General features: G+C 69.9%; 18 protein-coding genes. 9 read left to right on the plus strand and 9 right to left on the minus strand.

Annotated features, from left to right (window positions below):
- Window positions 1–89: 89 nt before the first annotated feature.
- The 4 genes from NGJ44_RS05655 to NGJ44_RS05670 all read right to left on the minus strand — a co-directional run bounded on the left by NGJ44_RS05655 (window position 90) and on the right by NGJ44_RS05670 (window position 2,707).
- A complete protein-coding gene (locus NGJ44_RS05655; protein WP_251863359.1) occupies window positions 90–848 on the minus strand; it encodes a 3-hydroxyacyl-CoA dehydrogenase in 759 nt (252 codons plus the stop codon).
- Between the two features lie 114 nt (window positions 849–962).
- Window positions 963–1,619 (minus strand): adenylate kinase, encoded by a 657-nt coding sequence (gene adk / locus NGJ44_RS05660; RefSeq protein WP_053246115.1) that lies wholly within the window; start codon window positions 1,617–1,619, stop codon window positions 963–965.
- 92 nt (window positions 1,620–1,711) lie between these two features.
- Window positions 1,712–2,476 carry a 3-deoxy-manno-octulosonate cytidylyltransferase gene (gene kdsB / locus NGJ44_RS05665; protein ID WP_251863360.1) on the minus strand — a complete coding sequence of 255 codons (765 nt, stop codon included), beginning with the start codon at window positions 2,474–2,476 and terminating at the stop codon, window positions 1,712–1,714.
- A 48-nt stretch (window positions 2,477–2,524) separates the two neighbouring features.
- Window positions 2,525–2,707 carry a Trm112 family protein gene (locus tag NGJ44_RS05670; RefSeq protein ID WP_053246117.1) on the minus strand — a complete coding sequence of 61 codons (183 nt, stop codon included), beginning with the start codon at window positions 2,705–2,707 and terminating at the stop codon, window positions 2,525–2,527.
- Window positions 2,708–2,868: 161 nt separating this feature from the next.
- Between NGJ44_RS05670 and NGJ44_RS05675 the strand changes: the two genes are divergently transcribed.
- A complete protein-coding gene (locus tag NGJ44_RS05675; protein ID WP_251863361.1) occupies window positions 2,869–5,094 on the plus strand; it encodes an IgaA/UmoB family intracellular growth attenuator in 2,226 nt (741 codons plus the stop codon).
- Here NGJ44_RS05675 and lpxK read toward each other — a convergent pair.
- The 3 genes from lpxK to NGJ44_RS05690 are packed head-to-tail and all read right to left on the minus strand — an operon-like array spanning window position 5,091 to window position 7,242.
- Entirely contained in the window at window positions 5,091–6,203 is a 1,113-nt protein-coding gene (gene lpxK / locus NGJ44_RS05680) for a tetraacyldisaccharide 4'-kinase (protein ID WP_251863362.1), read from the minus strand. The two genes, NGJ44_RS05675 and lpxK, sit on opposite strands and share 4 nt — an antisense overlap.
- Entirely contained in the window at window positions 6,200–6,610 is a 411-nt protein-coding gene (locus NGJ44_RS05685) for an ExbD/TolR family protein (protein WP_251863363.1), read from the minus strand. The genes lpxK and NGJ44_RS05685 overlap by 4 nt, the downstream gene beginning before the upstream one ends.
- Complete coding sequence (locus NGJ44_RS05690) at window positions 6,607–7,242, minus strand: MotA/TolQ/ExbB proton channel family protein (protein WP_251863364.1); 636 nt, start codon at window positions 7,240–7,242, stop codon at window positions 6,607–6,609. The genes NGJ44_RS05685 and NGJ44_RS05690 overlap by 4 nt, the downstream gene beginning before the upstream one ends.
- A gap of 366 nt (window positions 7,243–7,608) precedes the next feature.
- Between NGJ44_RS05690 and xseA the strand changes: the two genes are divergently transcribed.
- From xseA to pcaF, 4 genes are all read left to right on the plus strand, one after another.
- Entirely contained in the window at window positions 7,609–8,976 is a 1,368-nt protein-coding gene (gene xseA, locus NGJ44_RS05695; protein WP_251863365.1) for an exodeoxyribonuclease VII large subunit, read from the plus strand.
- A gap of 264 nt (window positions 8,977–9,240) precedes the next feature.
- Window positions 9,241–9,819, plus strand: a complete 579-nt coding sequence (gene sodB / locus NGJ44_RS05700; RefSeq protein WP_251863366.1) for a superoxide dismutase [Fe] — start codon at window positions 9,241–9,243, stop codon at window positions 9,817–9,819.
- Window positions 9,820–10,084: 265 nt separating this feature from the next.
- Window positions 10,085–11,548: a chloride channel protein gene (locus tag NGJ44_RS05705; protein WP_251863367.1), complete on the plus strand. Its 1,464-nt coding sequence runs from the start codon at window positions 10,085–10,087 to the stop codon at window positions 11,546–11,548.
- A gap of 122 nt (window positions 11,549–11,670) precedes the next feature.
- The gene (gene pcaF, locus NGJ44_RS05710) at window positions 11,671–12,876 is read left to right on the plus strand and encodes a 3-oxoadipyl-CoA thiolase (RefSeq protein WP_251863368.1); all 1,206 of its coding nucleotides are present in this window, start codon (window positions 11,671–11,673) and stop codon (window positions 12,874–12,876) included.
- Between the two features lie 130 nt (window positions 12,877–13,006).
- Here pcaF and NGJ44_RS05715 read toward each other — a convergent pair whose 3' ends face one another.
- Entirely contained in the window at window positions 13,007–13,462 is a 456-nt protein-coding gene (locus tag NGJ44_RS05715) for a DUF192 domain-containing protein (RefSeq protein WP_251863369.1), read from the minus strand.
- 250 nt (window positions 13,463–13,712) lie between these two features.
- A complete protein-coding gene (locus NGJ44_RS05720) occupies window positions 13,713–13,958 on the minus strand; it encodes a cold-shock protein (protein ID WP_006220277.1) in 246 nt (81 codons plus the stop codon).
- A gap of 227 nt (window positions 13,959–14,185) precedes the next feature.
- Between NGJ44_RS05720 and clpS the strand changes: the two genes are divergently transcribed.
- The 4 genes from clpS to clpA all read left to right on the plus strand — a co-directional run bounded on the left by clpS (window position 14,186) and on the right by clpA (window position 24,447).
- Window positions 14,186–14,500: an ATP-dependent Clp protease adapter ClpS gene (gene clpS / locus NGJ44_RS05725; protein WP_053244471.1), complete on the plus strand. Its 315-nt coding sequence runs from the start codon at window positions 14,186–14,188 to the stop codon at window positions 14,498–14,500.
- Window positions 14,501–14,661: 161 nt separating this feature from the next.
- Window positions 14,662–19,875, plus strand: a complete 5,214-nt coding sequence (locus tag NGJ44_RS05730; RefSeq protein ID WP_502802111.1) for an alpha-2-macroglobulin family protein — start codon at window positions 14,662–14,664, stop codon at window positions 19,873–19,875.
- Between the two features lie 98 nt (window positions 19,876–19,973).
- Window positions 19,974–22,082, plus strand: coding sequence for a penicillin-binding protein 1C (gene pbpC / locus NGJ44_RS05735; RefSeq protein ID WP_251863439.1), 2,109 nt, complete (start codon window positions 19,974–19,976; stop codon window positions 22,080–22,082).
- Between the two features lie 52 nt (window positions 22,083–22,134).
- Complete coding sequence (clpA, locus tag NGJ44_RS05740; protein ID WP_053245592.1) at window positions 22,135–24,447, plus strand: ATP-dependent Clp protease ATP-binding subunit ClpA; 2,313 nt, start codon at window positions 22,135–22,137, stop codon at window positions 24,445–24,447.
- Window positions 24,448–24,454 lie beyond the last annotated feature (7 nt).

Genomic DNA, 24,454 nt, shown 5'->3' on the forward strand with positions numbered 1-24,454 from the left:
AGGCGGGAAGCGGGGAGGGGTGGGCCGGCGCCGCCCCGGACAGCGGTTTCCGGGGCAGAGGCCGGCCGCACGGCCGTGCGCGGGCCGGTTTACTTCGGCGGCATGCGGATGGCGCCATCCAGGCGGATGGTTTCGCCGTTGAGCATGTCGTTGGTGATGATGCTGTGGACCAGCTTGGCGTAGTCTTCGGGACGGCCGAGGCGGGCGGGGAAGGGGATGCTGGCGGCCAGCGAGTCCTGCACTTCCTGGGGCATGCCGAAGATCATGGGCGTGCCGAAGATGCCGGGAGCGATGGTCATGCAGCGGATGCCGGTCTTGGCCAGATCGCGCGCGATGGGCAGCGTCATGCCGGCCACGCCCGCCTTGGAGGCGGAATACGCGGCCTGCCCGATCTGGCCGTCGAACGCCGCCACCGAGGCGGTGTTGATGAGCACGCCGCGCTCGCCGGTGGGCTCGGGCGCGTTGGCGCTCATGGCCTCGGCGGCCAGGCGCATCATGTTGAAGCTGCCGATGAGGTTGACGGAGATCACTTTCTGGAAGAGATCCAGCGGGTGAGCGCCGTTCTTGCCGACGATCTTCGCCGCCGGGGCGATGCCGGCGCAGTTGACCAGGCCGAAGAGGGCGCCCAGTTCCTTGGCGGCGGCCACGGCGCGCTGGCCGTCGGTTTCCTGGGTGACGTCGCAGTGCACGTAGCGCTGGCCCAGCTCCTTGGCCAGCGCCTCGCCGGCCTCGTCCTGCACGTCGGCGATGACCACCTTGGCGCCGTTCTGCACCAGCATGCGTACGGTGCCTGCGCCCAGGCCGGAGGCGCCGCCGGTCACGATGAATACCTTGTTCGCGATTTCCATGTCTCTGCTACCCCATGAACTCGATGGATTGGACGCGGCGCGGGCGGCGCCGCGAAGAAAAGAAAAAGCCTCCGGGCCGCGGCCCGGAGGCCTCGGGCGGCCGTCGGCGCGCGGTCAGCCCTGGACGGCCTCGAACAGCCGGTTCTTGATTTCTTCGACCGAGCCTACGCCCGAGATCTTGCGGTACTTGGGCGCCTCGGCGGGCTGGCTGGCGGCCCAGCCGGAGTAGTAGTCCACCAGCGGGCGGGTCTGCTCGCGGTAGACGGCCAGGCGGTTGCGCACGGTTTCTTCGCGGTCGTCGTCGCGCTGGATCAGCGGTTCGCCGGTGAGGTCGTCCTTGCCGTCCTGCTTGGGCGGATTGAAGCGCACGTGGTAGGTGCGGCCGCTGGGCTGGTGCACGCGGCGGCCGCTCATGCGCTCGATGATGTCGGCTTCGGGAACCTCGATTTCGACCACATAGTCCAGCTTCACGCCGGCGTGCTTGAGCGCGTCGGCCTGCGGGATGGTGCGCGGGAAACCGTCGAACAGATAGCCGTTGGCGCAGTCGGGCTGCTTGAGGCGGTCCTGGACCAGGCCGATGATGATCTCATCGGACACCAGGCCGCCCGCGTCCATGACCTTCTTGGCTTCCAGGCCCAGCGGCGTGCCGGCTTTCACGGCCGCGCGCAGCATGTCGCCGGTGGAGATCTGCGGAATGCCGAAGCGCTGGGTGAGAAACGCGGCCTGAGTGCCTTTGCCGGCGCCGGGAGGTCCGAGCAAGATGAGACGCATGAGTGCTCCTGAATGGGGTTTGTTTTTTGTGATCGGGGCGATTATGCCGCAATGCAGCAGCCTCTGCGGGCCGGCGCCATGCGAAATAACCCTTATAACCGATTGGAATACGCCCTGCGCGCGCGTTCGAGATCGGCCGGAGTATCTACCCCGGCGGCCGGAGGCGTATCGGCCAGGTATACGGAAATGGCGTGGCCGTGTTCCAGCGCGCGCAATTGCTCCAGCGCCTCGAAGCGTTCGAGCACGCCCTGGGGCAGGGAGGGAAAGCGCCGCAAGAAGGGCACGCGATAGGCATACAGCCCCACATGGTGCCAGGCGGGCAGGCCCTCGGCCAGCACGCGCTCGCCGCCCGCCAGCGCGTCGCGCGCCCACGGTATCGGGGCCCGCGAGAAATACAGCGCGCGTCCGTCGGCCGCGCACACCACCTTGACCACGTTCGGATTGAAAAGCGCCTGGGCGTCGGCCAGCGGACAGGCGCAGGTGGCGATGTCGGCCCCGGGCGCCCCGCGTAGCTGGCGCGCCACCGCGTCGATAAGGGCGGGCTCGATCAGGGGTTCGTCGCCCTGCACGTTCACCACCAGCGCGTCGTCGGGCAGGCCCAGCAGGTCCACTGCCTCGGACAGCCGGTCGGTGCCGGTGGGATGGTCGGCGCGCGTCATGACGGCCTCCAGGCCGTGGGCGTGCGCGGCCTCGCGCACGCGCTCGTCGTCGGTGGCGATGCATACGCGCGTCGCGCCGGACCGCAGCGCCCGTTCGGCGGTGCGCACCACCATGGGCTTGCCGGCGATGTCGGCCAAGGGTTTGTCGGGCAGGCGGGTGGACGCGGTGCGCGCCGGGATGAGGGCGATGAAGCTCACGATGCGGAGGTCAGGCCCGCGCGGGCGGGCAGGAAGTGGAGAGTCGCGTCATGCGGCGGCCGGCGTTTCGTCCAGCTCGCGGGCTTCGGATTCCAGCATGACGGGGATGCCGTCGCGCACGGGAAAGGCCAGGCGGTCGGCGCGGCAGATCAGCTCGCCGCGCTGGCGGTCGTGTTCGAGGCGGCCCTTGCACAGCGGGCAGACGAGAATGTCGAGGAGGCGGGATTCCATGACCGCGATTCTAGAACAGTTTCTTCCCTCCGGCGGCCCGGCGCAGCGGGGTCTTCCTGGCGTTTGGTCAACGATTGTCATGCTTTGGCATATTTGCGAGAAAATCCCGGGACGCATCATCGCTATGATCCTGCCTTCCCGAAAAAAGAAGAAGGCTCACAATGGAAATCCTGCGTTTGGCGCTCCTGCTGGCGGTCCTGGGATGGTCGGCCATCAGTGTCGTGACTTATCTTTCGCGACGCAGCGGCAACAAGGGTGCGCTGCGCACGCTGCAGCAGCAAGCCAGCCCGTTGCGCCGGCTGACGGCGGAGGAAGCGGCGCTGGTCGAACCCTTCCTGGTCGATCCGCAGAAGCCGCGCAAGCGCCACCCGCTGCGCGACGACGGCGTCTACCGCCTGGCGGGCGAATTCATCCGCCACGGGCTGCAGACTGCGCAGGGCGGCACCGCCATGCACGACACGCTGGGCGGCATCGACGTGGTGCTGCCCTACGATGCGCGCGATTTCCTGGCCGAGAACAATCGGGCCGAGGTGGCGCTTACCGACAGGTTCGCCATCGTGGTGGCCCTCAATGACGGATTCACGCTGGCGCAAGGGCGCGAGCGCGAGCAGCGCCGCAGGAGGCAGAGCGACCAATGGCAGTCGGGCCGGACGGGCGCGATGCAGAACGTGAGCGATCCCGAGGACCTGCTGGCCGATTCGCCTCCCGGCGAACCTGCCGCGCAGGCGGCGCGCGAGCTGGAGGACGCGATGCGCGTGGAAATCCTGGGCCAGCGCGACGAGACGCCGGCCGAGGTGGCGGCGCGCAGCGGGCCGGGGGCGGGCATCTGGCCGGCGCTCCTGTGGGCGCTGGCGTTCGGCGCGCTGGCCTTCGCCATCGGCCAGGACTCACCCGCCTGGATGGCCGGCGGCGCGGCGCCGGCCGCGGCCGCGCTGTGGGTCGCGTGGCGCCGCCGCCGGCTGCCCGAGCCGGGCAAGGTGAACCGCGTGCGGGGCGAACTGCACGCCGTGGTGCTCACCGACACGCGCAATACCGAAACCGTGCGCGCCCAGCTCTTTGTGGGCGACAAGCTGCCGGTGTCGCTGCCCGCGCACTGGCAGGACAGCCTGAAGCTGCCGGACGACCTGCGCGTGGACATGGACCTGCGCGTTTCCGACTACGGCGTGCTGCGGCTGGGCAGGACGCATTCAGTGGATGAAGACATCCGGCGGCATCCGCCCGTGTACTGGGGCCGGCATTTGACGCTGGCGCTCACGGGCCTGGCCGCGCTGGTCCTGCTGTGGCTGGCGCTCGGCAATCCGCGGTCCGAGTTCCTGCTGGCCGGCGCCTGGCTGCGCGGCGCGGAGCCGCGCGCATACGACTCGCCCGAGGGCCTGATGCGCGACCTGCCCGCCGTGGGCGCGCCGGTGGCGCTGTCGGGCGAGGGGCGCTGCGACCCCGCGGCCGGTTCGGAAGGCGGTTTCTGGCCGGCGGATTGCCGGCGACTGCGCTGGGGCGGGCAGCCCGTGCAGGCGCCGCGGCCGGAGCTGGACGAATCCGTGCTCGCCGTTTACTCGGGAGCGTTCCTGCGCACGCGGGCCAACCCCGTCATGGACGCCCTGGTGCGCATGGCGGCGGGCCGGGCGGGCGGCGCGTCGCCGTATCCGTATCCCTATGGCGGCCGGCGCGCCGTGTCGGTGGAGACGGTGGCCGGGCTGAGCGAGGGAGTGCTCGCCGTGGAACAGGCCTGCGCCGCGGCGGGCGGCAGCGATCACGGGCTGTGCGCGAGCCTGAAGGGCACGATGGCCGAGCAGCTCGTCTTCGACGGACCCGAGCCGGAAGACTGGGGCGCGTTGCTGGACCTGGCGCGCAAAGGCGAGCTCAAGGGGCGGCGCGATACCGCCCTGGTCAATTCGCGCGCCGCCGAGGAGCTGCGCCGCCTGGGCCGCGAGAGCATGGGCGAACAGGTGCGGCTGGCCGTCGACAAGGCCGCCGGCGAGGCCGCGCGGATGCGGCGCGGCGGCGTGGCGCTGCGGGTGGCGCCCGGGCCCCATGCTTCGCTGCCGCAAGCGCCCGAGGCGGCCGGCGGCGACCTGCTGGCGCGCTGGCGCGCCCAGGCGCTCATGCTTTCGGCGGAGGGCGGGGCGCCGTTCCGCATCGAAGGCATCGTCATCGCCTCGGGCCGGGACGAGGCGGGTTCGCCCCTGCTGGCGATCGATGCTTCCCTGGGATTGTCCGATCCGTGGCGCGCGCTGGCGACGGCATTGGCATGGACGCTGGCCGCGCTGCTGGTGCTGGCGCATGCGCCGCTTTGGCTGCTGCGGCTGCGCGCCGCGCGCGCCCGCGAGCGCGCCCTGGCGCAGGACGTCGCGCAGCGCGCCGCCGCGGCCGGGCCGGCCTTTTTCTAGTGCTTGCCGCGCAGGCGCGCGGCCAGCCAATCGAACAGGCGCGGATCGGAAAACTCGGCACGCACCGGCACCTCCCACAGCCGATCGTCGTGCAGGGCGGCGCATTTGATGGCGTCTTTGGACGTGATCAGGATGGTCCGCGCGCCCAGCGCGCCGAAGGGCGAGCGGGCGTAGTCGTGATGGTCGGGCAGCGGCAACGTGTGCCCGGGCTCTACCCCCGCGGCCTTCAGCGTGGCGAAGAAACGGTCCGGGTTGCCGATGCCGGCGGCGGCGGCCACGCCGGGCTGGCCGGCGAAATCGGACAGCGGGCGCTCGGCGCCGTCTGTCAGCCGGCGCGCCAGGCCGGGGCGCAGCCACATGGCGACGCGCCGCGGATGACCTGACGCGGCCCCGCCCGGCGCGGCCCGGCCTGACGCGGCCCGGCCTGACGCGGCCCGGCCTGGCGCGGCCCGGCCAGCTTTCCCCTGAGGAGGGGGGGTGTCGGGGCCGGCTTGGTTGGTGACGATAAGGTCCACCTCGTCCAGGCGTTCGGGCGGTTCGCGCAGCGGACCGGCCGGCAGCAGGCGGCCGTTGCCCACGCCGCGGGCGTCCTGCACCACGATTTCCACGTCGCGCGCGAGCGCCAGATGCTGCAGGCCGTCGTCGGAGACGATGAGGTCCACCTCGGGGTGCGCGCGCAGCAGGGCCTGCGCCGCGAGCGGACGGCGCGGGTGCACGGCCACGGGCGCTCCGGTGGCGCGCGCGATCAGGGCCGGCTCGTCGCCGAATTCGCCGGCCGGCAGTTCGCCCCGGCCCACGCGCGGCGCGGGGCCGATTTTCACGCCATAGCCCCGGCTCACCACGCCGGGCGTGTAGCCGCGCTCGCGCAGCGCCTGCACGGCGGCGATGACCACGGGCGTCTTGCCGGTGCCTCCCACGTAGATGTTGCCCACGACCACCACGGGCACGGGCGCGCGCCAGGACGGTTTGCGGCCTTGCAGGTAGTCGGCGCGTTTTTTTTCGGTGTGGCGGCGCACCAGCGCGGCGAGGGGGCGCAGCAGGTCGGACAGCCAGCCGCCTTCCTGCCATTGGCGAGCCAGCAGCGGCGCGGAAGAACGACGGGCGGTCACCGCGAGGTCTGGGCGGCGAAGTTGACGCGGCCGATGCCCGCCAGCCGGGCGGCTTCCATGACGTTGATCACGGACTGGTGGGTGGCCTGGGCGTCGGCGTTGATGATGATCATGGGCTCGGTCTTGCCCGCGGCCGCCTGGCGCAGCGTGTCGGCGATCTCGGCCGGGGTGGACACGTCGATGAGCGTGCCGTTGAGCGCATAGCGGCCGTCCTGGCTCACGGCCACCTCGAGCGCCGCGGGCATGTCCTGGGCGGCCGACGCTTCGGGCAGCGTGACCTTGAGCTGGGTGAACTTCGCGAACGACGTGGTGGCAGCCAGGAAGATCAGGATGACGAGCAGCACGTCGATGAGCGGGATCAGGTTGATGTCCAGCTCGTCGCGATTGCCGCGGCCGCGGAAATTCATGGGCGGGCCTCGCGCGCGCCGCCGGCGGCGGCATGGGACGGCGCGATCGCGCGCGCCAGGCGCGAAGCGGCGTGTTCCATGGCGGCCAGGTAGTTGTCGACCCGGCCGCGCAGGTAGCGGTGCGCGATCATGGCGGGGATGGCGATCAGGATGCCGAAGGCGGTGTTGTAGAGCGCCATGGAAATGCCGCGCGCCAGCTGGACCGGGTCGCCGCCGCCGGGCGAATACGAGCCGAAGATCTCGATCATGCCGACCACGGTGCCGAACAGGCCCATCAGCGGCGCCACCACCGCGATGGTGCCGATGGCGGAAATGTAGCGGCCGAGGTCGTGGGCCACGGCGCGGCCGGTGTCCTCGACCACATTGCGCAGCTCGTCGCGCGGCAGGTGCCGGTTGCGCATGACTTCGGCCAGCACGCGGCCCAGGGGGGAATTGCGCTCCAGGCGGTGCAGGGATTCGGGCGTGTCCTGCCGGTTGCGCAGCATTTCGGCGACCTGTTCGCTCAGGCCCCTGGGCATGACCAGGCCGCGGCGCAGGGAGAGGAAGCGCTCGAGAATGAGCGCCAGACCCAGCACGGAAGTCGCCAGCAGGGGCCAGATGGGCCAGCCGGCCTCGCGCAAGATGGTTAGCAAAGCGTTCAACTCCAGGCAGGGCCGCGAGACGTCCGGCGGCGCGCCCCGGCGGCGCGCAACGGCGTGCGGCTAAGGCGGCACTGTAACGGCGCGGCGGGCTGGTTGGCAAGGCGAGGGAATCCCGAATCTATCCACAGAATATGTGGATAATTCTGTGCAGAACTTCGCCGGAAGGCTTGCTGACACAGGGCTGGCGGTGGGTTGCTTCAAAAGCGCGCAAGGCATTTTTTTAAAAATAGCCTTATAGATCAAAAGCTTGCTACGAAAATGCTGCGTTTCGAGCCGGTTGGGCCCGAATCGGCGGAACGCGGTATCATGGCGCCCCGCCGCGCGGGCCCTGTGGACAGGTATGCATTGGAAAGCCTCATGACTATTGAGTTTTCAGTCACAAACGACGTATTTGCGCGGGATATCCTTACGGTTGCCCAGCTGAATCAAGCCGTGGGGCGGATGCTGGAGCGCAACATCCCCGCGCTATGGGTGCGCGGCGAGATTTCCAATTTCACGCAGGCGGCTTCGGGCCACTGGTATTTCACGCTCAAGGACAGCCGCGCCGCCGTGCGCGCCGTCATGTTCCGCAGCCGCGCCGGCGCGGTGGGATTCGTGCCGCGCGCGGGCGACCAGGTCGAGGTGCGGGCCCGCGTCAGCCTCTACGAGCCGCGCGGCGACTACCAGCTCCAGGCCGACGCCATGCGGCGGGCGGGCATCGGCAATCTGTACGAGGCCTTCCTGCGCCTGAAGGAGCAGTTGGCCTCCGAGGGGCTGTTCGACCCCGCCCGCAAGCGCGAGCCCGTCGCGCTGCCGCGCGCCATCGGGGTCGTCACGTCGCTGCACGCGGCCGCCTTGCGCGACGTGCTGACGGCGCTCGCACGGCGCGCGCCGCACGTTCCCGTCATTGTCTATCCGGCGCCCGTGCAGGGGGCCGACGCGGCGGCCCGCCTGGCCGCCCGGGTGCGCGAGGCCAATGCGCGCGCCGAAGTGGACACTCTGCTGCTGGTGCGCGGCGGCGGCAGTATCGAAGACCTTTGGAGCTTCAATGACGAAGCGCTGGCGCGCGAAGTGGCCGCCAGCGCCATCACCGTCATCAGCGGCGTGGGGCACGAAACGGATTTCACCATCGCGGACTTCGTGGCCGACCTGCGGGCGCCCACGCCCACCGCGGCCGCCGAGCTCGCCTGCATGCCCCGCGCCGACCTGCTGGGCCGCACGCTGGCCGCGGCGCAGGCGCTGGTCCGCGCCCAGCGCCGCCAACTCGACCGCGCCGCCCAGCGCGTGGACCGCGCGGCCGCCCTGCTCGTGTCCCCGGCCCAGCGGCTGGCTCACCAGCGCGAGCGGCTGCAGGGGCTGCGCCACCGGCTCGCCGCCGCGTGGGCGCGTCCGCAGGCCCGGCGCCGCGGCCGCCTGGAGCTGCTGGCCCAGCGCCTGGCGCACCGCGCGCCCGACCTGACCCGCGCGGCCGACCGGCTGGCAGGCGCCGCGCGCCAGCTGGGCCTGGCGCATGCGCGGCTGCTGGCGGCGCGCCAGGCCCGCCTGGCCGCGGCGGGCGCCCAGCTGCGCGCGCTCGACCCGGGGCTGACGCTGGCGCGCGGCTACAGCATCGCACGCGACGCGCAGGGCCGCATCGTGCGCGACGCGGCCTCGCTCGCGCCCGGGCAGGCGCTGGACCTGAGCTTCGCGCGCGGCGGCGCGCAGGTCGAAGTCCTGCAGACGCGCGCGGACCGCGAGCCGTCCTGATCCGTCTGCGGCCGCCGCGGCCCGTTGCGCCCCGCGCGCGGGCCGGGCACGCCGGATGCGGACGCAAACGGCGGGCGCCGCGGGCTTGCGCACGTGTCGCGCAAGGCGCGGGCGCATGCGGCGGCAAGGTTTACAAGGGCGGGCAAGATTGTGCGCAGGCCCGCGGTTTAACCCCGCCGCGCCCCGGGGTTAACGCGGCGGGCCGCGGCCATTGCCGATACAATGAAACGGCTTGATCGTGCACTCAACAGAAGGAACCATCACATGGCACATACTCTTCCTCCCCTGCCTTACGAACTGGACGCGCTGGCTCCCCACATCTCGAAGGAAACGCTGGAGTATCACTACGGCAAGCACCACCAGACCTACGTCACCAACCTGAACAATCTCATCCCCGGCACCGAATTCGAAAACCTGTCGCTGGAAGAGATCGTCAAGAAATCCTCGGGCGGCATCTTCAACAACGCGGCCCAGGTCTGGAACCACACGTTCTACTGGAACAGCCTGTCGCCCAAGGGCGGCGGCGAACCCACCGGCAAGCTGGCCGACGCCATCAAGGCCAAGTGGGGCAGCATCGACGCCTTCAAGGAGGCGTTCAACAAGTCCGCCGCCGGCAACTTCGGTTCGGGCTGGACGTGGCTGGTCAAGAAGGCCGACGGCTCGGTCGACATCGTCAACACCAGCAACGCCGCCACGCCGCTCACCACGGCCGACAAGCCGCTGCTCACCTGTGATGTGTGGGAACACGCCTACTACATCGATTACCGCAACGCCCGTCCCAAGTACCTGGAAAACTTCTGGGCCTTGGTGAACTGGGAATTCGCGGCCAAGAACTTCGGCTGATCTCCGGCCGCCCGCGGCGGGCCGCCAGGCCCCACGCGAAGCCCTGCGCAAAGCCCTTCGCATACGCGAGGGGCTTTGCTTTTTGGGCGTGGTTTTCCGCTGCCGGGCCTTCCGGGGGCAGGCCGGGTCCGGCTCGGGGCGGCTGGATGTTGTGGGCTGCGGGTAAGGTGGAAATGGTAAGGTTCGGGCCTGTCCTCCCCGAATGCGGATCGCCGGCCCGGGGGGGCCGATTCCGCCCAGCCCCGCAGACACCCGAACCGCGCCCATGAGCCTGCCCGCCCTCGTCCGCCGCCGCATCGCCAATGTCCGCCGATACGGGCGGCGCAAGGTCAGGCAGATCAACCGGTGGTCGCGCAAGAGCGTGCAGCTCGCGCTGCTGCTGGGCGGCGCCTCGCTGGTGGCGCTGGTGTCGTTGGGTTTCGCCCACTTGGCCGACCTCGCGCTGGAATGGAACCGCGCATGGGTGGGCCACGCGGGATGGCTCGCCTTCATCGTGTTGCCGTGCGGGCTGGCGGCGCTGCGCTGGCTCACGATGCGCTTTGCGCCCTATGCCTCGGGCAGCGGCATTCCCCAGGTGATCGGCGCGCTGTCGCTGCCGCCCGGGCCCGGCCAGGGCAGCCTGGTGTCGCTGGCGCAGACGGTCTGGAAGATTCCGCTGACGTTCCTGGGCATGCTGGCCGGCGCCTCGATCGGGCGCGAAGGCCCGTCGGTGCAGGTGGGCGCGGCCGTCATGCTGGCCTGGGGAGATTTCTGGAAGCGGCGCGGCGTGCGCCTGCGGGGCTTTCACGCCAACGAGCTCATCGCAGCCGGGGCGGCGGGAGGACTGGCGGCGGCCTTCAACGCGCCGCTGGCCGGCGTCATTTTCGCCATCGAGGAATTGGGCCGCGGCACCGTGCTGCGCTGGGAGCGGCTGGTGCTCATCGGCGTGCTGGCCGCCGGCTTCATGGTGGTGGCGGTGGCCGGCAACAACCCCTATTTCGGCGCTTTCGGCGGCCGTCCCCTGGCCGAGCACATGTTGATGTGGGTGCTGATATGCGGCGCGCTCAACGGCGCGCTGGGCGGCATTTTCGCCCGCCTGCTCGGCAAGGGCGCAGCGGGCGCCGTTCCCGCCGCATGGCGCGGCTGGGTGCGCGAGCACCCGCTGGGCACGGCCTTCGTCCTGGGCCTGGTGGTCGCGTTGCTGGGCATGCTCACGGCCGGCACCGTCTACGGCACCGGCTACGGCGTGGCGGCGGGGCTGCTGTCGGGCCAGCCGGGCGTCGCGCCCGACGGCTTCGGCCTGGCCAAGCTCGCCGCCACCGTGGCTTCGTACTGGGCCGGCATTCCGGGGGGTATTTTCACGCCCGCGCTGACCACCGGCGCGGGCGTCGGCCACCAGATCTGGGCGTTGGCCGGCGAGGGCGTGGACCAGCGCGTGCTGGTGCTCGTCTCGATGGCCGCGTTCCTGGCCGCGGCCACGCAGGCGCCCCTGACCGCCAGCGTGGTGGTCATGGAAATGACGGGCAGCCAGCCCATGCTGTTCTGGCTGCTCGCGGGTTCGATGCTGGCCTCGGTGGTGTCCCGCCAGTTCTGCCCGCGTCCGTTCTATCATCTGTCGGCCGGCCGCTTCCGCCGCCAGGCCATCGTGGAGGCGGGCAGGGCGTCCAAGGCCGCGGCGGGCAGGGCGATGGCGGACCAGGCCGGCCGCCCCGAAAACGCGCGCGCAACGCCCCCGTCCGGTGCAAAGTGAACGCGGCCCGGACATCGTCCGCAAGGCGGACAGTTAACGCGTGCACCAATTTGGCGCGCCGCGGCCGGCAGTAAGATCGGCGGTTATTCCACGCGTTTTCCTTCACTTCCTTCGAGCTACTCATGACCGTGCATGCCTACATCTGCGACGCGATTCGCACCCCCTTCGGCCGCTACGGCGGCGCGCTGGCTTCCGTCCGCCCCGACGATCTGCTGGCCGTAACGATCAAGGCCCTCGCCACGCGCAATCCCGGCGTGCGCTGGGAAGAGCTCGACGACGCCATCATGGGCTGCGCCAACCAGGCCGGCGAAGACAACCGCAACGTGGCCCGCATGGCGACGCTGCTGGCCGGCCTGCCGGTGGAAGTGCCGGGCGCCACGGTCAACCGCCTGTGCGGTTCGGGCCTGGACGCCATCGGCACGGCCGCCCGCGCCATCCGCGCCGGCGAGGCGGGCCTCATGCTGGCCGGCGGCGTCGAAAGCATGAGCCGCGCGCCGTTCGTCATGGGCAAGGCGGAAAGCGCCTACTCGCGCAGCGCCGCCATCTACGACACCACGATCGGCTGGCGCTTCATCAACAAGCTCATGAAGGCCCAGTACGGCGTGGACTCCATGCCCGAAACGGCCGAGAACGTGGCCGACGACTTCCACATCAACCGCGAAGACCAGGACAAGTTCGCGCTGGCCAGCCAGCAGAAGACCGCGCGCGCGCAGAAAGAAGGCTATTTCGACGCCGAGATCGTGCCGGTGTCCATTGCCCAGAAAAAGGGCGACCCCATCGTCGTGTCCAAGGACGAGCATCCGCGCGAAACCAGCCTCGAAGCGCTGGCCAGGCTGAAGGGCGTGGTGCGCGAAGGCGGCACGGTTACGGCCGGCAACGCCTCGGGCGTGAACGACGGCGCGGCCGCGCTGCTGCTGGCCGGCGAGAAGGCCGCCGCCAGCCACGGCCTCACGCCGCGCGCCCGCGTGGTCGGCATGGCCACGGCCGGCGTCGCGCCGCGCATCATGGGCATCGGTCCGGCGCCCGCCACGCGCAAGGTGCTGGCCCAGACCGGCCTGACGCTGGACCAGATGGACGTCATCGAACTGAACGAGGCCTTCGCGGCCCAGGGCCTGGCGGTGCTGCGCCAGCTCGGCATCGCCGACGACGATCCCCGCGTCAACCCCAACGGCGGCGCGATCGCGCTGGGCCACCCTCTGGGCGCGAGCGGCGCCCGCCTGGCCACCACGGCCATCAACCAGCTTCACCGCAGCGGCGGCCGCTATGCGCTGTGCACCATGTGCATCGGGGTGGGGCAGGGTATCGCGCTGGTCCTCGAGCGGGTCTGAGCGCCTTGGGGTGTTTCCGGGCGTTCATGGCGCGCCCGGCCTGTCAGGCGCGCCATGAACGTCAAGAAAAAGAGCCCGTCAGGGCTCTTTTTCTTGGGCGGCGGCCGCTCTCCGGTGAAAAAGGCCCTGTTCAGGGCAGGCCGTCGATTTTCCGGCCCGCCGACACGCCATGCTCGGCGAACCAGCCCTGAGCCATTTCGAGCGCGTAGCGCACGGGTTTCTTGGCGCAGTGGCCGTCGTCGGTCTGGGGCGCCATGTCGTTGATGTTGACGATGGTGCCGTCATCGGCGATGAAGGCGATGGACAGCGGCACCAGCGTGTTGCGCATCCAGAAGCACTGCACGTCGGGGTTCTCGAAGACGAACAGCATGCCTTCGTTGCCCGGCAGTTCGCGTCGGAACATCAGCCCCGCGCGCCGGGTCGATTCCGTGTCGGCCACTTCTGCGTGGATAATATGGATTCCTGCCGAGAGCTGGACCACGGGCAGGCGCGGCTGCGGGCCATCGGCCGGTTGCGCGTGGGCAGGCGCGGCGATGGCCAGCGCAAGGGCGGCCAGCGCCGCCTTTGCCGCTCTCGGGACCGCCATGGCGGATTGCATGCGGCGGATCGGAAACAGGACGGCGTTTTTCAGCATGAGGCGATGCGGTAGTAAAAATGAGGAACTGCGTGGCAGCGAGGGCATGCGGGCGCGGGCGCGCCGGCATGTCTGGAGCCGTGCGTTGCGCGGCGGCATCCGCGATGACATCCACGGTTGCGTCCGCGCAAAAACAACGGGGCGGGGCTCGAAAGCCCCGCCCCGGATTATGGCGCAACAAGCCTGCCGCGCCATAGGGCGCTCAGGCCGCAGTGATATTCAGCGCCTGTTTGCCTTTGGGCCCCTGGATGATTTCGAAGGCGACTTTCTGGCCTTCCTTCAGGGTTTTGAAACCATTCATCTGGATGGACGAAAAGTGGGCGAAGAGATCTTCACCGCCGTCGTCGGGCGTGATGAAGCCGAACCCCTTTGCATCGTTGAACCATTTGACGGTGCCCGTCGATTTGGGATTGTCCCCTTGGACGGCGGTTGCGGTCGTATCAGACATGCGGACTGCCTCACTGAATCGTATGTTTGACAGAAGGGCATTGCGGTCTAGACCCCTGTCCCCCCTCCGGTTTTCTGGCAGATTTTTCCTGTAGAAAACCCCCCAGAATGCGTGGATAATGCGCCGCTTTTCTTTGTCGCGTCAAGTATGGAAACTACGCATTTCTACGTGTAATTCTTGGTAAGTTGCCAGCAGATCGTTCCCCGTTTAAATAGAATACGCGCGCTATGAGTTCTACCTTGGATACCCAGCACGATTTGGCCGTCGAAAAGGCGCCGGCGAAAGTTGCGCCGCCGCCGATGTACCAGGTCGTGCTGTTGAACGATGATTACACGCCGATGGAATTCGTGGTGAAAGTCCTGCAGAAGTTCTTCAACAAGAATCACGAAGAAGCCACGCGCATCATGCTGCAGGTGCATCACGAAGGACGCGGGGTGTGCGGGGTTTATCCGCGCGACGTCGCGGCCACGCGCATCGCCCAAGTGGGGCAATATGCCCGCGCGCGCCAGCATCCGCTGCAGTGCGTGATGGAACCCGTGTAAGAGAAAACCAGAAACAAGCGCCGCCCCCGGGCGGCGTTGTCATTGTCGTACCGCGCCATGGCGGCGCCGGTGCGGTCCGGGCCTCGGCATGGCCGGACGCCAGCGGGTCGGCAGCTCCGCCGCAAAGGAGCGTCGTATCGAAGTAAGCGGGGAGAGTCGCCGTGAGTGGAAAGTTCAGCAAGACCTGGCTGGCGATCGCCGGCGCCATCGTGGTGGCGGGCGCCGTGGGCGTGGGCTGGTGGATGGGCAACCCGGGCCAGCCCGGCGCGGGCGCGAACCGCGCGCCGGCGGCCCCGGGCGCGGCGGCGACCGCGCCAGCCCAGCCCGCGCAGCCTCCGCTGCCCGCCAGCGCCGTCGTGGGCGAGGCCGACCCCTTCGCGGCGCTCAATTGCCAGCCGCGCCAATATAACGACGCGCTGGCGCTGGCGGTGACGTTCACCCAGCCGGTGGACGCCAAGGCCGACCTGGACAGCTTTCTGCAGGTGACCGACACCGGCGCCGCCAGGCGCGACGAGGATGGCGCCGAGAGCGCCGCAGCGCCCGGCGACCAGCCCGCCTCGGTGCGGCCGGGCGACGCCGCGCCCAAGGGCAAGATCCTGAAGGGCAATTGGGTGGTGGGCGACAACCCCCGCATGGTGTATTTCCCCTATGTGCAGCCGCAGCGCGCCTACGCCATTTCCATCCGCGCCGGTCTGCCGGGCGCGGGCGGCAAGGCCAGCCTGGCCTCGGCCTCGAACTGCCAGGTCAGTACGCAGGCGATGCCGCCTTCGTTCTACTTCGCCAGCCGCGGCGTGGTGCTGCCGGCGGGCCAGAACGGCGGGCTGCCGGTGGCCACCGTCAACGTGCCCGAGGTGGACGTGCAGTTTCTGCGCGTCGCGCCCGAGCGCGTGCCCGAACTGTTCGACACAGTGCTGGGCGTGGGCCGCGGCGGCGCGGCGGCGGACGACGAAGACGAGGGAGAAGAGGAAGACGGCTGGCGCTACGCGGACAACCGCAGCCTGAAAGGTTCGGTCAGCAACTGGGACCTGGACCGGCTCAACACGCTGACCACCAGCGTCTACCAGGGCCGCTTCCTCACCGACGACAAGCCCAATCGCCGCCACGTGACGTTCCTGCCGGTGGAAGGCATCAAGGAGCTGCAGGAGCCCGGCATCTATATCGCAGTCATGAGCCAGCCCGGCCGGTTCCGCTACGAGTACCAGGTCACCTATTTCTACGTCAGCGACATCGGGCTGCATGCGCGCCGCTACGCCGACCGCATCGAAGCGTATTCGGTGTCGCTCAAGAGCGGCCAGGCCATTTCCGGCGCGCAGTTCGAGCTGGTGGACGGCGCCGGCAAGGCGCTGGCCAAGGCGGCGTCCGGCAAGGACGGCCACGTGCGCTTCGAGGGCAGCTTCGCCAATGCGCGCGTCATCCGCGCCTCGCGCGGCAAGGAAATGACGGTGCTCGCGCTGGGCGAACCGGCGCTGGACTTGTCCGAGTTCGACATCGGCGGCCACGTCTCGCGTCCCAACAGCCTCTTCGTGTACGCGGGCCGCAACCTGTACCGCCCGGGCGAAACCTTCCAGGTGTCGGTGCTGCCGCGCGACCTCGACGGCCGCCCGCTCGCGCCTTCGCCGCTCACCGCCACCCTCAAGCGTCCCGACGGCCGCGTGGTGCAGACTTCGCTCTGGCATCCGGCCCAAGACCTGCCGGGCTATGTGGAGCACGCCATCGAGCTGCCGCCGGACGCCCAGACCGGCTCCTGGCTGCTGGAGCTGCGGGTCGACCCGTCCGCCAGGAACGCCGACGCGTCCTGGAAGTTCCAGGTCGAGGAGTTCCTGCCCGAGCGCATGAAGCTGCTGCTCACTTCGACGCAGCCGGTGCTGGCGCCCGACGAGCCGCTCACTGTGGATGTGCGGGGCGACTACCTGTACGGCGCGCCCGCGGCGGGCAACCGCCTGCTGTCGAGCTTCCAGGTCAAGCGCGAACGCCACGCGCTGCCGCAGCAATGGCCCGGATTCATTTTCGGCGACGTGGCCGACGACAGCCGCCGGCACTTCCAGGAGCTGCCCGAAACCGCGCTGGACGACCAGGGCGGCGCACAGCTCGAAATCGATCCGCAGACCTCGGGCACGCATTCGCCCATGAAGGTGCGCGTGTCGGCCAGCCTGCTGGAGTCGGGCGGACGGCCGGTGGTGCGCTCCATCGAGCGCAGCGTGTGGCCGGCCGACAAGCTGATCGCCGTGCGCCCGCAGTTCGAGGGCGACGTGACGCGCGAAGGCGCGCCCGCCGTCTTCGAGGCCCTGCGTGTGGACGCCTCCGGCAAGATCGCGCCGCTGGCGCGGGCGCAGATGCGCCTGTTCCGCGAAGAGCGCCAGTATTACTGGCGCTTCGACGACCAGCGGGGCTGGAACAGCGGCTACACCGAGACTGAAGAGCTGGTCGATTCGCGCGAAATCGCGCTCGAGGACCGCACCCAGTTCACCGTGGCCGTGAAGTGGGGCCGCTACCGCCTGGAGCTGGCCGACCCGGAAACCGGCCAGACGCTGCGCTACCGCTTCTACGCCGGCTGGAACGCGCAGGACGCCGACGCCATGGGCAACCGCCCCGACCGCGTGCAGATGAAGCTGGAAGGCGTGCCGGCCAGGCCCGGCGATACGGTCAAGCTCACGCTCACGCCGCCGCACGACGGCCAGGCGCTCGTCACGGTGGAAGGCGACCGCATGCTGTGGTCCAGCTGGGTGGCCGTCAAGGCGACGGGCACCGAGGTCGAGATTCCGGTGGACCAGAGCTGGAAGCGCCACGACCTGTACATTGCCGCCGCGGTGTTCCGCCCCGGCAGCGAGGGCGACCGCGTGACGCCGGCGCGCGCGCTGGGCCTGACCTATCTGCCCATCGCCAGCGCCGACCGCAAGCTCGGCGTGCAGATATCGGCGCCGTCCAAGACCGAGCCCGAGCGCAAGGCCACGGTGCGCGTCAAGGTCGACGGCGCGCAGGGCAAGCGGGCCACGGTGACGCTGTCGGCCGTGGACGTGGGCATTCTCAACATCAACCAGTACGCCACGCCCGATCCGCTGGACTATTTCTTCGGCAAACACCGCTACGCGCCCGAGCTGCTGGACATGTACGGCAAGCTCATCGAGAAAATGGACGGCACGCAGGGCAAGCTGAAATGGGGCGGCGACGCCGCCATGCGCGGCGACAGCAAAAGCCTGCCCAAGAAGGTGAAGCTGGTGGACCTGTTCTCCGGCCCGGTGGCGCTCAACGACCGGGGCGAGGCCGACATCGCGCTGGACCTGCCGGATTTCAACGGCACGCTGCGGCTGATGGCCGTGGCTTTCACGCCCGAGAACTACGGCAGCGCCGACGCCGAGATGGTGGTGGCCGCGCCCATCGTGGCAGAGCTGAACACGCCTCGCTTCATTACGCCGGGAGACCAGGCCGCCATCGCGCTGGACGTTACCAACCTGAGCGGCGCCGCGCAGAAGGTGACGGTCAAACTGGAGGCCCTGGATCCGCTGGCCATCCCGGATGGCACGCGCACGCTGACGCTGCAGGACAAGCAGCGCGCCACGCTGCGCTTCAATGCCGCCGCCACCGGCTCCTACGGCCTGGGCCTGATGCGTCTGACCGTGGACGGGCAGGGCGGCCCCGAGCCGGTGCGCATCGTGCGCGAGTCCGTGCTGCAGGTGCAGCCGGCGCACGCGCCCGAGCGTCAGGTGCGGCGCCTGCGGCTGAATCCGGGCGAGACGCAGCCGGCGCAGGCAGCGTGGGTGTCGTCCTATTACCCGGACTCCGCCACCGTCAGCCTCACGCTGTCCAACCGGCCGCCCTTCAACGTGAACCGGCTGGTCGAGGATCTGCTGAACTATCCCTACGGCTGCACCGAGCAGACCATCAGCGCCACGCTGCCCTGGGTGCTGATCGATGAAGGCGCCGCCCGGCAATTCGGCCTCAAGCCGCGCACCCAGGCCCAGCGCGAGGCCAAGGTGGCCGGCGCCCTGGGCCGCCTGGCCGGCATGCGCAACGCCGCCGGCGCTTACAGCCTGTGGGGAGACTATTCCTCGCGCGACGTGTGGCTGACGGCCTACGCCGTGGGTTTCATGCAGGACGCCCGCGACAACGGCTTCGCCGTGCCCGACGCTTCCCTGGACCGTTCGCGCGCCTGGCTGCTGGAGCAGCTCCAGCAGGGCGCGGGCAGTTTCGGCGCCTGGTCGCCCAATCTGCGGCGCAACCTGGAGTCCGGCCGCTACGACAGCGGTGACGCCAACATCCTGCGCGAAGACCATCGCCGCTTTGCCGGCCTGGCGGCCGCCGCGCTGGCGCTGGCGCGCGACGGCAAGGCGCCGCTGTCCACCGTGCGCCAGCTGTTCGACAGCTACCAGGAGCGCGCGCGCTCGCCGCTGCCGCTGGTGCAGCTCGCCGCCGCCTTCAAGCTCATGGGCGATGAGGGCCGCATGAAGACGGCGCTGGAGCAAGCCATGTCGCGCGACTACGGCATCAGCCGCCGCGGCGCCGGCGCCTACTACTACGACGAGTGGCTGGGCGACTACGGCTCGGCGGTGCGCGACGATGCGCTGTCGTACGCTCTCATGGCCCGCCACGATCTGCGCCACGAACGCCGCGAGAACCTGCTCGGCCAGCTCGCGTCGCGCCTGGGCAACCGTTCCTATCTCTCCACGCAGGAGCAGATGGCGCTGCTGCTGGCCGCGCGCGCGGCGGGCGGCGATAGCGGCACGCCGTGGGAGGCCGCGCTTACCGTCAACGGCGCGCGCAAGCCGCTGGCCGGCGGCAAGGGCGACCTGTCCGTCTCGCTGTCGGCGGCCGACCTGGGCTCGGTCCAGCTCGCCAACACCGGCTCGCAGTCGCTTTTCGTGGAGTACGACATCCAGGGCAGCCCCACCGCCGCGCCCGCGCCGCGCAACAGCGTCATCCAGCTCAAGCGCGGCTGGTACCGGCCGGACGGCCGTCCGTGGGACGGCGGCGTCCTGCAGACCGGCGACATGCTGGTGGTGTGGGTCCAGGCCACCGCCAACCAGTACATTCCCGACGGGCTGCTGGTGGACCGCGTGCCGGCGGGCTTCGAGGTGGAGAACCTGAATCTCTCGCAAAGCCCCGAGATGCAGGACTGGACCATTGGCGGGCGCCGCGTGGCCGACGCCATGGCCGATCCCAACATCCGTCACCGCGAATTCCGGGACGACCGCTACGTGGCCGCCGTGTCCCTGGGCCGCGGCAAGGTGGACGTGTTCTATCTGGTGCGCGTGGTGACGCCGGGCCGCTACGCCGTACCGTCCACCGTGGCCGAGGATATGTATCGGCCCGAATTGCGCGGCGTGGGCGAGCAATGGAGCACCGTGGAAATCCGCGATCGCGGCGCCAGGCGTCCTTGAGGGCCGGTCCGTCCGGCGCGGCGGGCGGCGGGCGCTCGCGCCGCTGGCGGCGCGCGGGCCTGTGCGCCGCCGGCGCGGCCGCCGCGCTGGCCGTCGCGATGGTTGCGCTGGACCGCCTGTATCCGCTGCCGCCCATTAATTCCGACGGCGCTGCCGTGGTGGTGGCCGCCGGCGGCGCGCCGCTGCGCACCTATCCCAGCCGCGACGGCGTGTGGCGCTACCCCGTGACGCCCGAGCGGGTTTCGCCGCGCTACCTCGACACCCTGCTGACTTACGAAGACCGCTGGTTCTATTGGCATCCGGGGGTCAACCCCGTTTCCCTGGCGCGCGCCGGCTGGCAGTGGCTGGCCAATCGCCGCATCGTGTCCGGCGGGTCCACGCTGACCATGCAGGTGGCGCGGCTCATCGACCCGCAGCTCGCCGGCCGCCCGTCGCGCACGCTGGGCGCCAAGCTGCGGCAGGCCTGGCGCGCCGTGCAGTTGGAAATGCACTACAGCAAGGACGAGATCCTGTCGCTCTACCTGACGCACGCGCCCATGGGCGGCATCGTGGAAGGGGTGGAAATGGGGGCGCGGATGTGGCTGGGCAAGTCGCCCGCCGACCTGAGCGCGGCCGAGGCCGCCTTGCTGACGGCGCTGCCGCAGGCGCCGTCCCGGCTGCGGCCCGACCGCCATCCCGAGGCCGCGCGGGCGGCGCGCGACAAGGTGCTGGACCGCATGGCGGAGCTGGGGCGGGCCAGCCCGGCCGAGGTGGCCGACGCCAAGATCGAGAACGTGGTCGCGCCGCCGCTGCGCGCGCGCTGGATGGCGCCGCTGGCGGCCCAGCGCCTGCTGCAGGACGCGGCGGCCGGCCGCGCCGGCGGGCGGCCGGGCCTCGTGCGCTCGACGCTGGACGCCGACACGCAATCGGCGGTGGAGCGCATGCTGCTGGACCGCGTGGACGGCCTGCCGCCCAAAGTGTCGATGGCGGTGCTCGTCATGGACAACGACAGCCTCGAGGTCAAGGCGTATGCCGGATCGGCCGATTTTTCCGACGCCAGCCGCTATGCCTACGTGGACATGGTGCGCGCGGTGCGCTCGCCCGGCTCCACGCTCAAGCCCTTCCTGTATGCGCAGGCGCTGGACCAGGGGCTGATCCATTCCGAAAGCCTGCTTATCGACGCGCCGCTGTCTTTCGGCGGCTACGCCCCGGGCAACTTCCAGGCGGCGTTTTCGGGGCCGGTAAGCGTGGCGCAGGCGCTGCAGCGTTCGCTGAACGTGCCGGCGGTCGATCTGCTGGACCGCGTCGGGCCCGCCAGTTTCGCATCGGTTATGCTGGCGGGAGGCGTGCGGCTGCGCCTGCCGGCGGGCGCCAGTCCCAACCTGAGCTTGATTTTGGGCGGGGCCGGCGCCACATTGGAAGAACTGGTGGGTGCCTACCGCGCGCTGGCCCGCGGCGGCATTTCGGGGCGACCCCGGCTGCGGCCGGGCGACCCCCGGATCGAGTCCCGTATGATGAGCGCGGGCGCGGCCTGGATCGTGCGCGATATCCTGGAAGGCGGCGGGCATCCCGACCGGCCTTTCTACGAATCGGGCAGTCCGGGGCGCAGGCTGGCCTGGAAGACCGGCACCAGTTTTGGTTTCCGCGACGCCTGGGCGGTCGGAGTGACCGACAGGTGGACGATCGGGGTCTGGGTGGGCCGTCCCGACGGCACGCCGAATCCCGGCTTCTTCGGCGCCAACGTCGCGGCGCCGCTTCTGCAGGACATCGTGGCCGCGCTGCCGGAAGGCCCGCAGCGCGCCCGCGCCAGGCCCGAAACGGTGCAGGCGGTGGTGACCTGCTGGCCCCTGGGCTACCGGCTGGGCAGCGTTCCGTCCGGCCGGTGCCCGGAGCAGCGCGCCGCCTGGGCCCTGAACGATACGGTGCCGCCGTCGTTTCCCGGCTATGCCGACGCCTCGCGCGGTCCGCTGCGCCTGGCCGGACTGGCTGACGGTTCGGTGCTGCGCCCGGTGCCCGGCCGCCGCCAGGTGGCGGTGGACGTGCAGGCGGAAGGCGCGGCGGGTGAAGTATGGTGGATGCTGGACGGGCGTGTGGTGGATCGCCGACAGGCGGATCATCCGTTTAATCTGGTGCTCGGGCGCGACGGCAGGTATACGCTTACCGTCATGGATGGACAGGGCCGCCACGACAGCGTGGTTTTTGAAATCGCTGGCGTTACGCCCCGATAGGCATAGAATATGAATCGTGTATTTGACCGCTTCGATGCGTTACGGAGGAAGCGTGATTTCTCAAGAGCTTGAAGTCAGCCTGCATATGGCTTTCGTCGAGGCCCGTTCGGCCCGGCATGAATTCATCACTGTCGAGCACCTGCTGCTGTCGCTGCTCGACAATGCTTCGGCTGTCGAGGTTCTGCGCGCTTGCGCCGCCAACCTCGATGACCTGCGCCGCAATCTCCGCCAGTTCGTGTCCGAGAACACGCCCGTGATCCCGAGCGGCGCGGAGGTCGATACGCAGCCCACGCTGGGTTTCCAGCGCGTGATCCAGCGCGCCATCATGCACGTCTCGGCGGGCGGCACCGGCAAGAAGCCGGTCACCGGCGCCAACGTGCTGGTGGCGATCTTCGGCGAGAAGGATTCGCATGCCGTGTACTACCTGCAGCAGCAGGGCGTCACGCGCCTGGACGTGGTGAATTTCCTTTCCCACGGCATTACCAAACAGCCGCAGGTGGAGTCTCCCGCCGTGCAGAAAGAGCAGCAGACCAATGGCGAAGAGCAGGGCGACGCGCGACAGTCGCCGCTGGACCAGTACGCCACCGATCTCAACGCCGCCGCGCTGGCCGGACGCATCGATCCGCTGATCGGGCGCGAGCACGAGGTCGAGCGCGTGATCCAGGTGCTGTGCCGGCGCCGCAAGAACAATCCGCTGCTGGTCGGCGAGGCCGGCGTGGGCAAGACCGCCATCGCCGAGGGCCTGGCCTGGCGCATCACGCGCGGCGAGGTGCCCGAGATCCTGCAGGCCGCCCAGGTTTATGCGCTGGACATGGGCGCGCTGCTGGCCGGCACCAAGTACCGTGGCGACTTCGAGCAGCGCCTGAAGGCCGTGCTCAAGCAGATCCGCGGCAATCCCGACGCCATCCTGTTCATCGACGAGATTCACACGCTGATCGGGGCGGGTTCGGCCTCGGGCGGCACGCTGGACGCGTCCAACCTGCTCAAGCCGGCGCTGTCTTCCGGCCAGCTCAAGTGCATCGGCGCCACCACGTACACCGAATACCGCGGCGTGTTCGAGAAAGACCACGCGCTGTCGCGGCGCTTCCAGAAGATCGACGTGGCCGAGCCCAGCGTCGAGCAGACCGTGCAGATCCTGCGCGGCCTGAAGAGCCGCTTCGAGGAGCACCACAACGTGCGCTACTCGTCGGCCGCGCTGTCGGCGGCTGCCGAGCTGTCGGCGCGCTACATCAACGACCGCCACCTGCCCGACAAGGCCATCGACGTGATCGACGAGGCCGGCGCCGCGCAGCGCCTGCTGCCGCGTTCGCGCCAGAAGAAGGTCATCGGCAAGACCGACATCGAGAACATCGTCTCCAAGATCGCGCGCATCCCGCCGCAGTCCGTCTCCAACGACGACCGCAGCAAGCTCGCCACGCTGGAGCGCGATCTCAAGACCGTGGTCTTCGGCCAGGACCAGGCCATCGAGGCGCTGGCCGCGGCCATCAAGATGGCGCGTTCCGGCCTGGGCAAGCCCGAGAAACCCATCGGCGCCTTCCTGTTCTCCGGCCCCACGGGCGTGGGCAAGACCGAGGTCGCCCGCCAGCTTGCCTTCACGATGGGCGTGGAGCTGCTGCGCTTCGACATGTCCGAATACATGGAACGCCACGCGGTGTCGCGCCTGATCGGCGCGCCTCCCGGGTATGTCGGCTTCGACCAGGGCGGCCTGCTCACCGAAGCCATCACCAAGCAGCCGCACTGCGTGCTCCTGCTCGACGAAATCGAGAAGGCGCACCCGGACGTGTTCAATATCCTGCTGCAGGTCATGGACCACGGCACGCTCACCGACAACAACGGCCGCAAGGCGGATTTCCGCAACGTCATCCTCATCATGACGACCAACGCGGGCGCGGAAACGCTCAACCGCCCGAGCATCGGCTTTGCCAACACGCGCGTGGTGGGCGACGAAATGGCGGAAATCCGCCGCATGTTCACGCCCGAGTTCCGCAACCGCCTGGACGCCATCATCCCGTTCGCGCCGCTGGACCGCGAAATCATCCTGCGCGTGGTGGACAAGTTCCTCATGCAGCTCGAAGACCAGCTTCACGAGCGCCGCGTCGAGGCCATCTTCACCACCCGCCTGCGCGAGCACCTGGCCAAGGAAGGGTTCGATCCGCTCATGGGCGCGCGCCCGATGCAGCGGCTCATCCAGGACACCATCCGCCGGGCGCTGGCCGACGAACTGCTGTTCGGCCGGCTGGTCGACGGCGGCGCGGTGACGGTGGACCTGGACGAGGAGGGCAAGGTCAAGCTGGAGTTCGACGAGAACGGCAAGCCGCCCGCCTCGGACGCGCCCGACCGGCAGGAAGTCGAGCTGATCGACTGACGCCGGT

Source organism: Achromobacter sp. Marseille-Q4962 (assembly GCF_943737005.1).
Classification (GTDB): Bacteria; Pseudomonadota; Gammaproteobacteria; order Burkholderiales; family Burkholderiaceae_B; genus Achromobacter.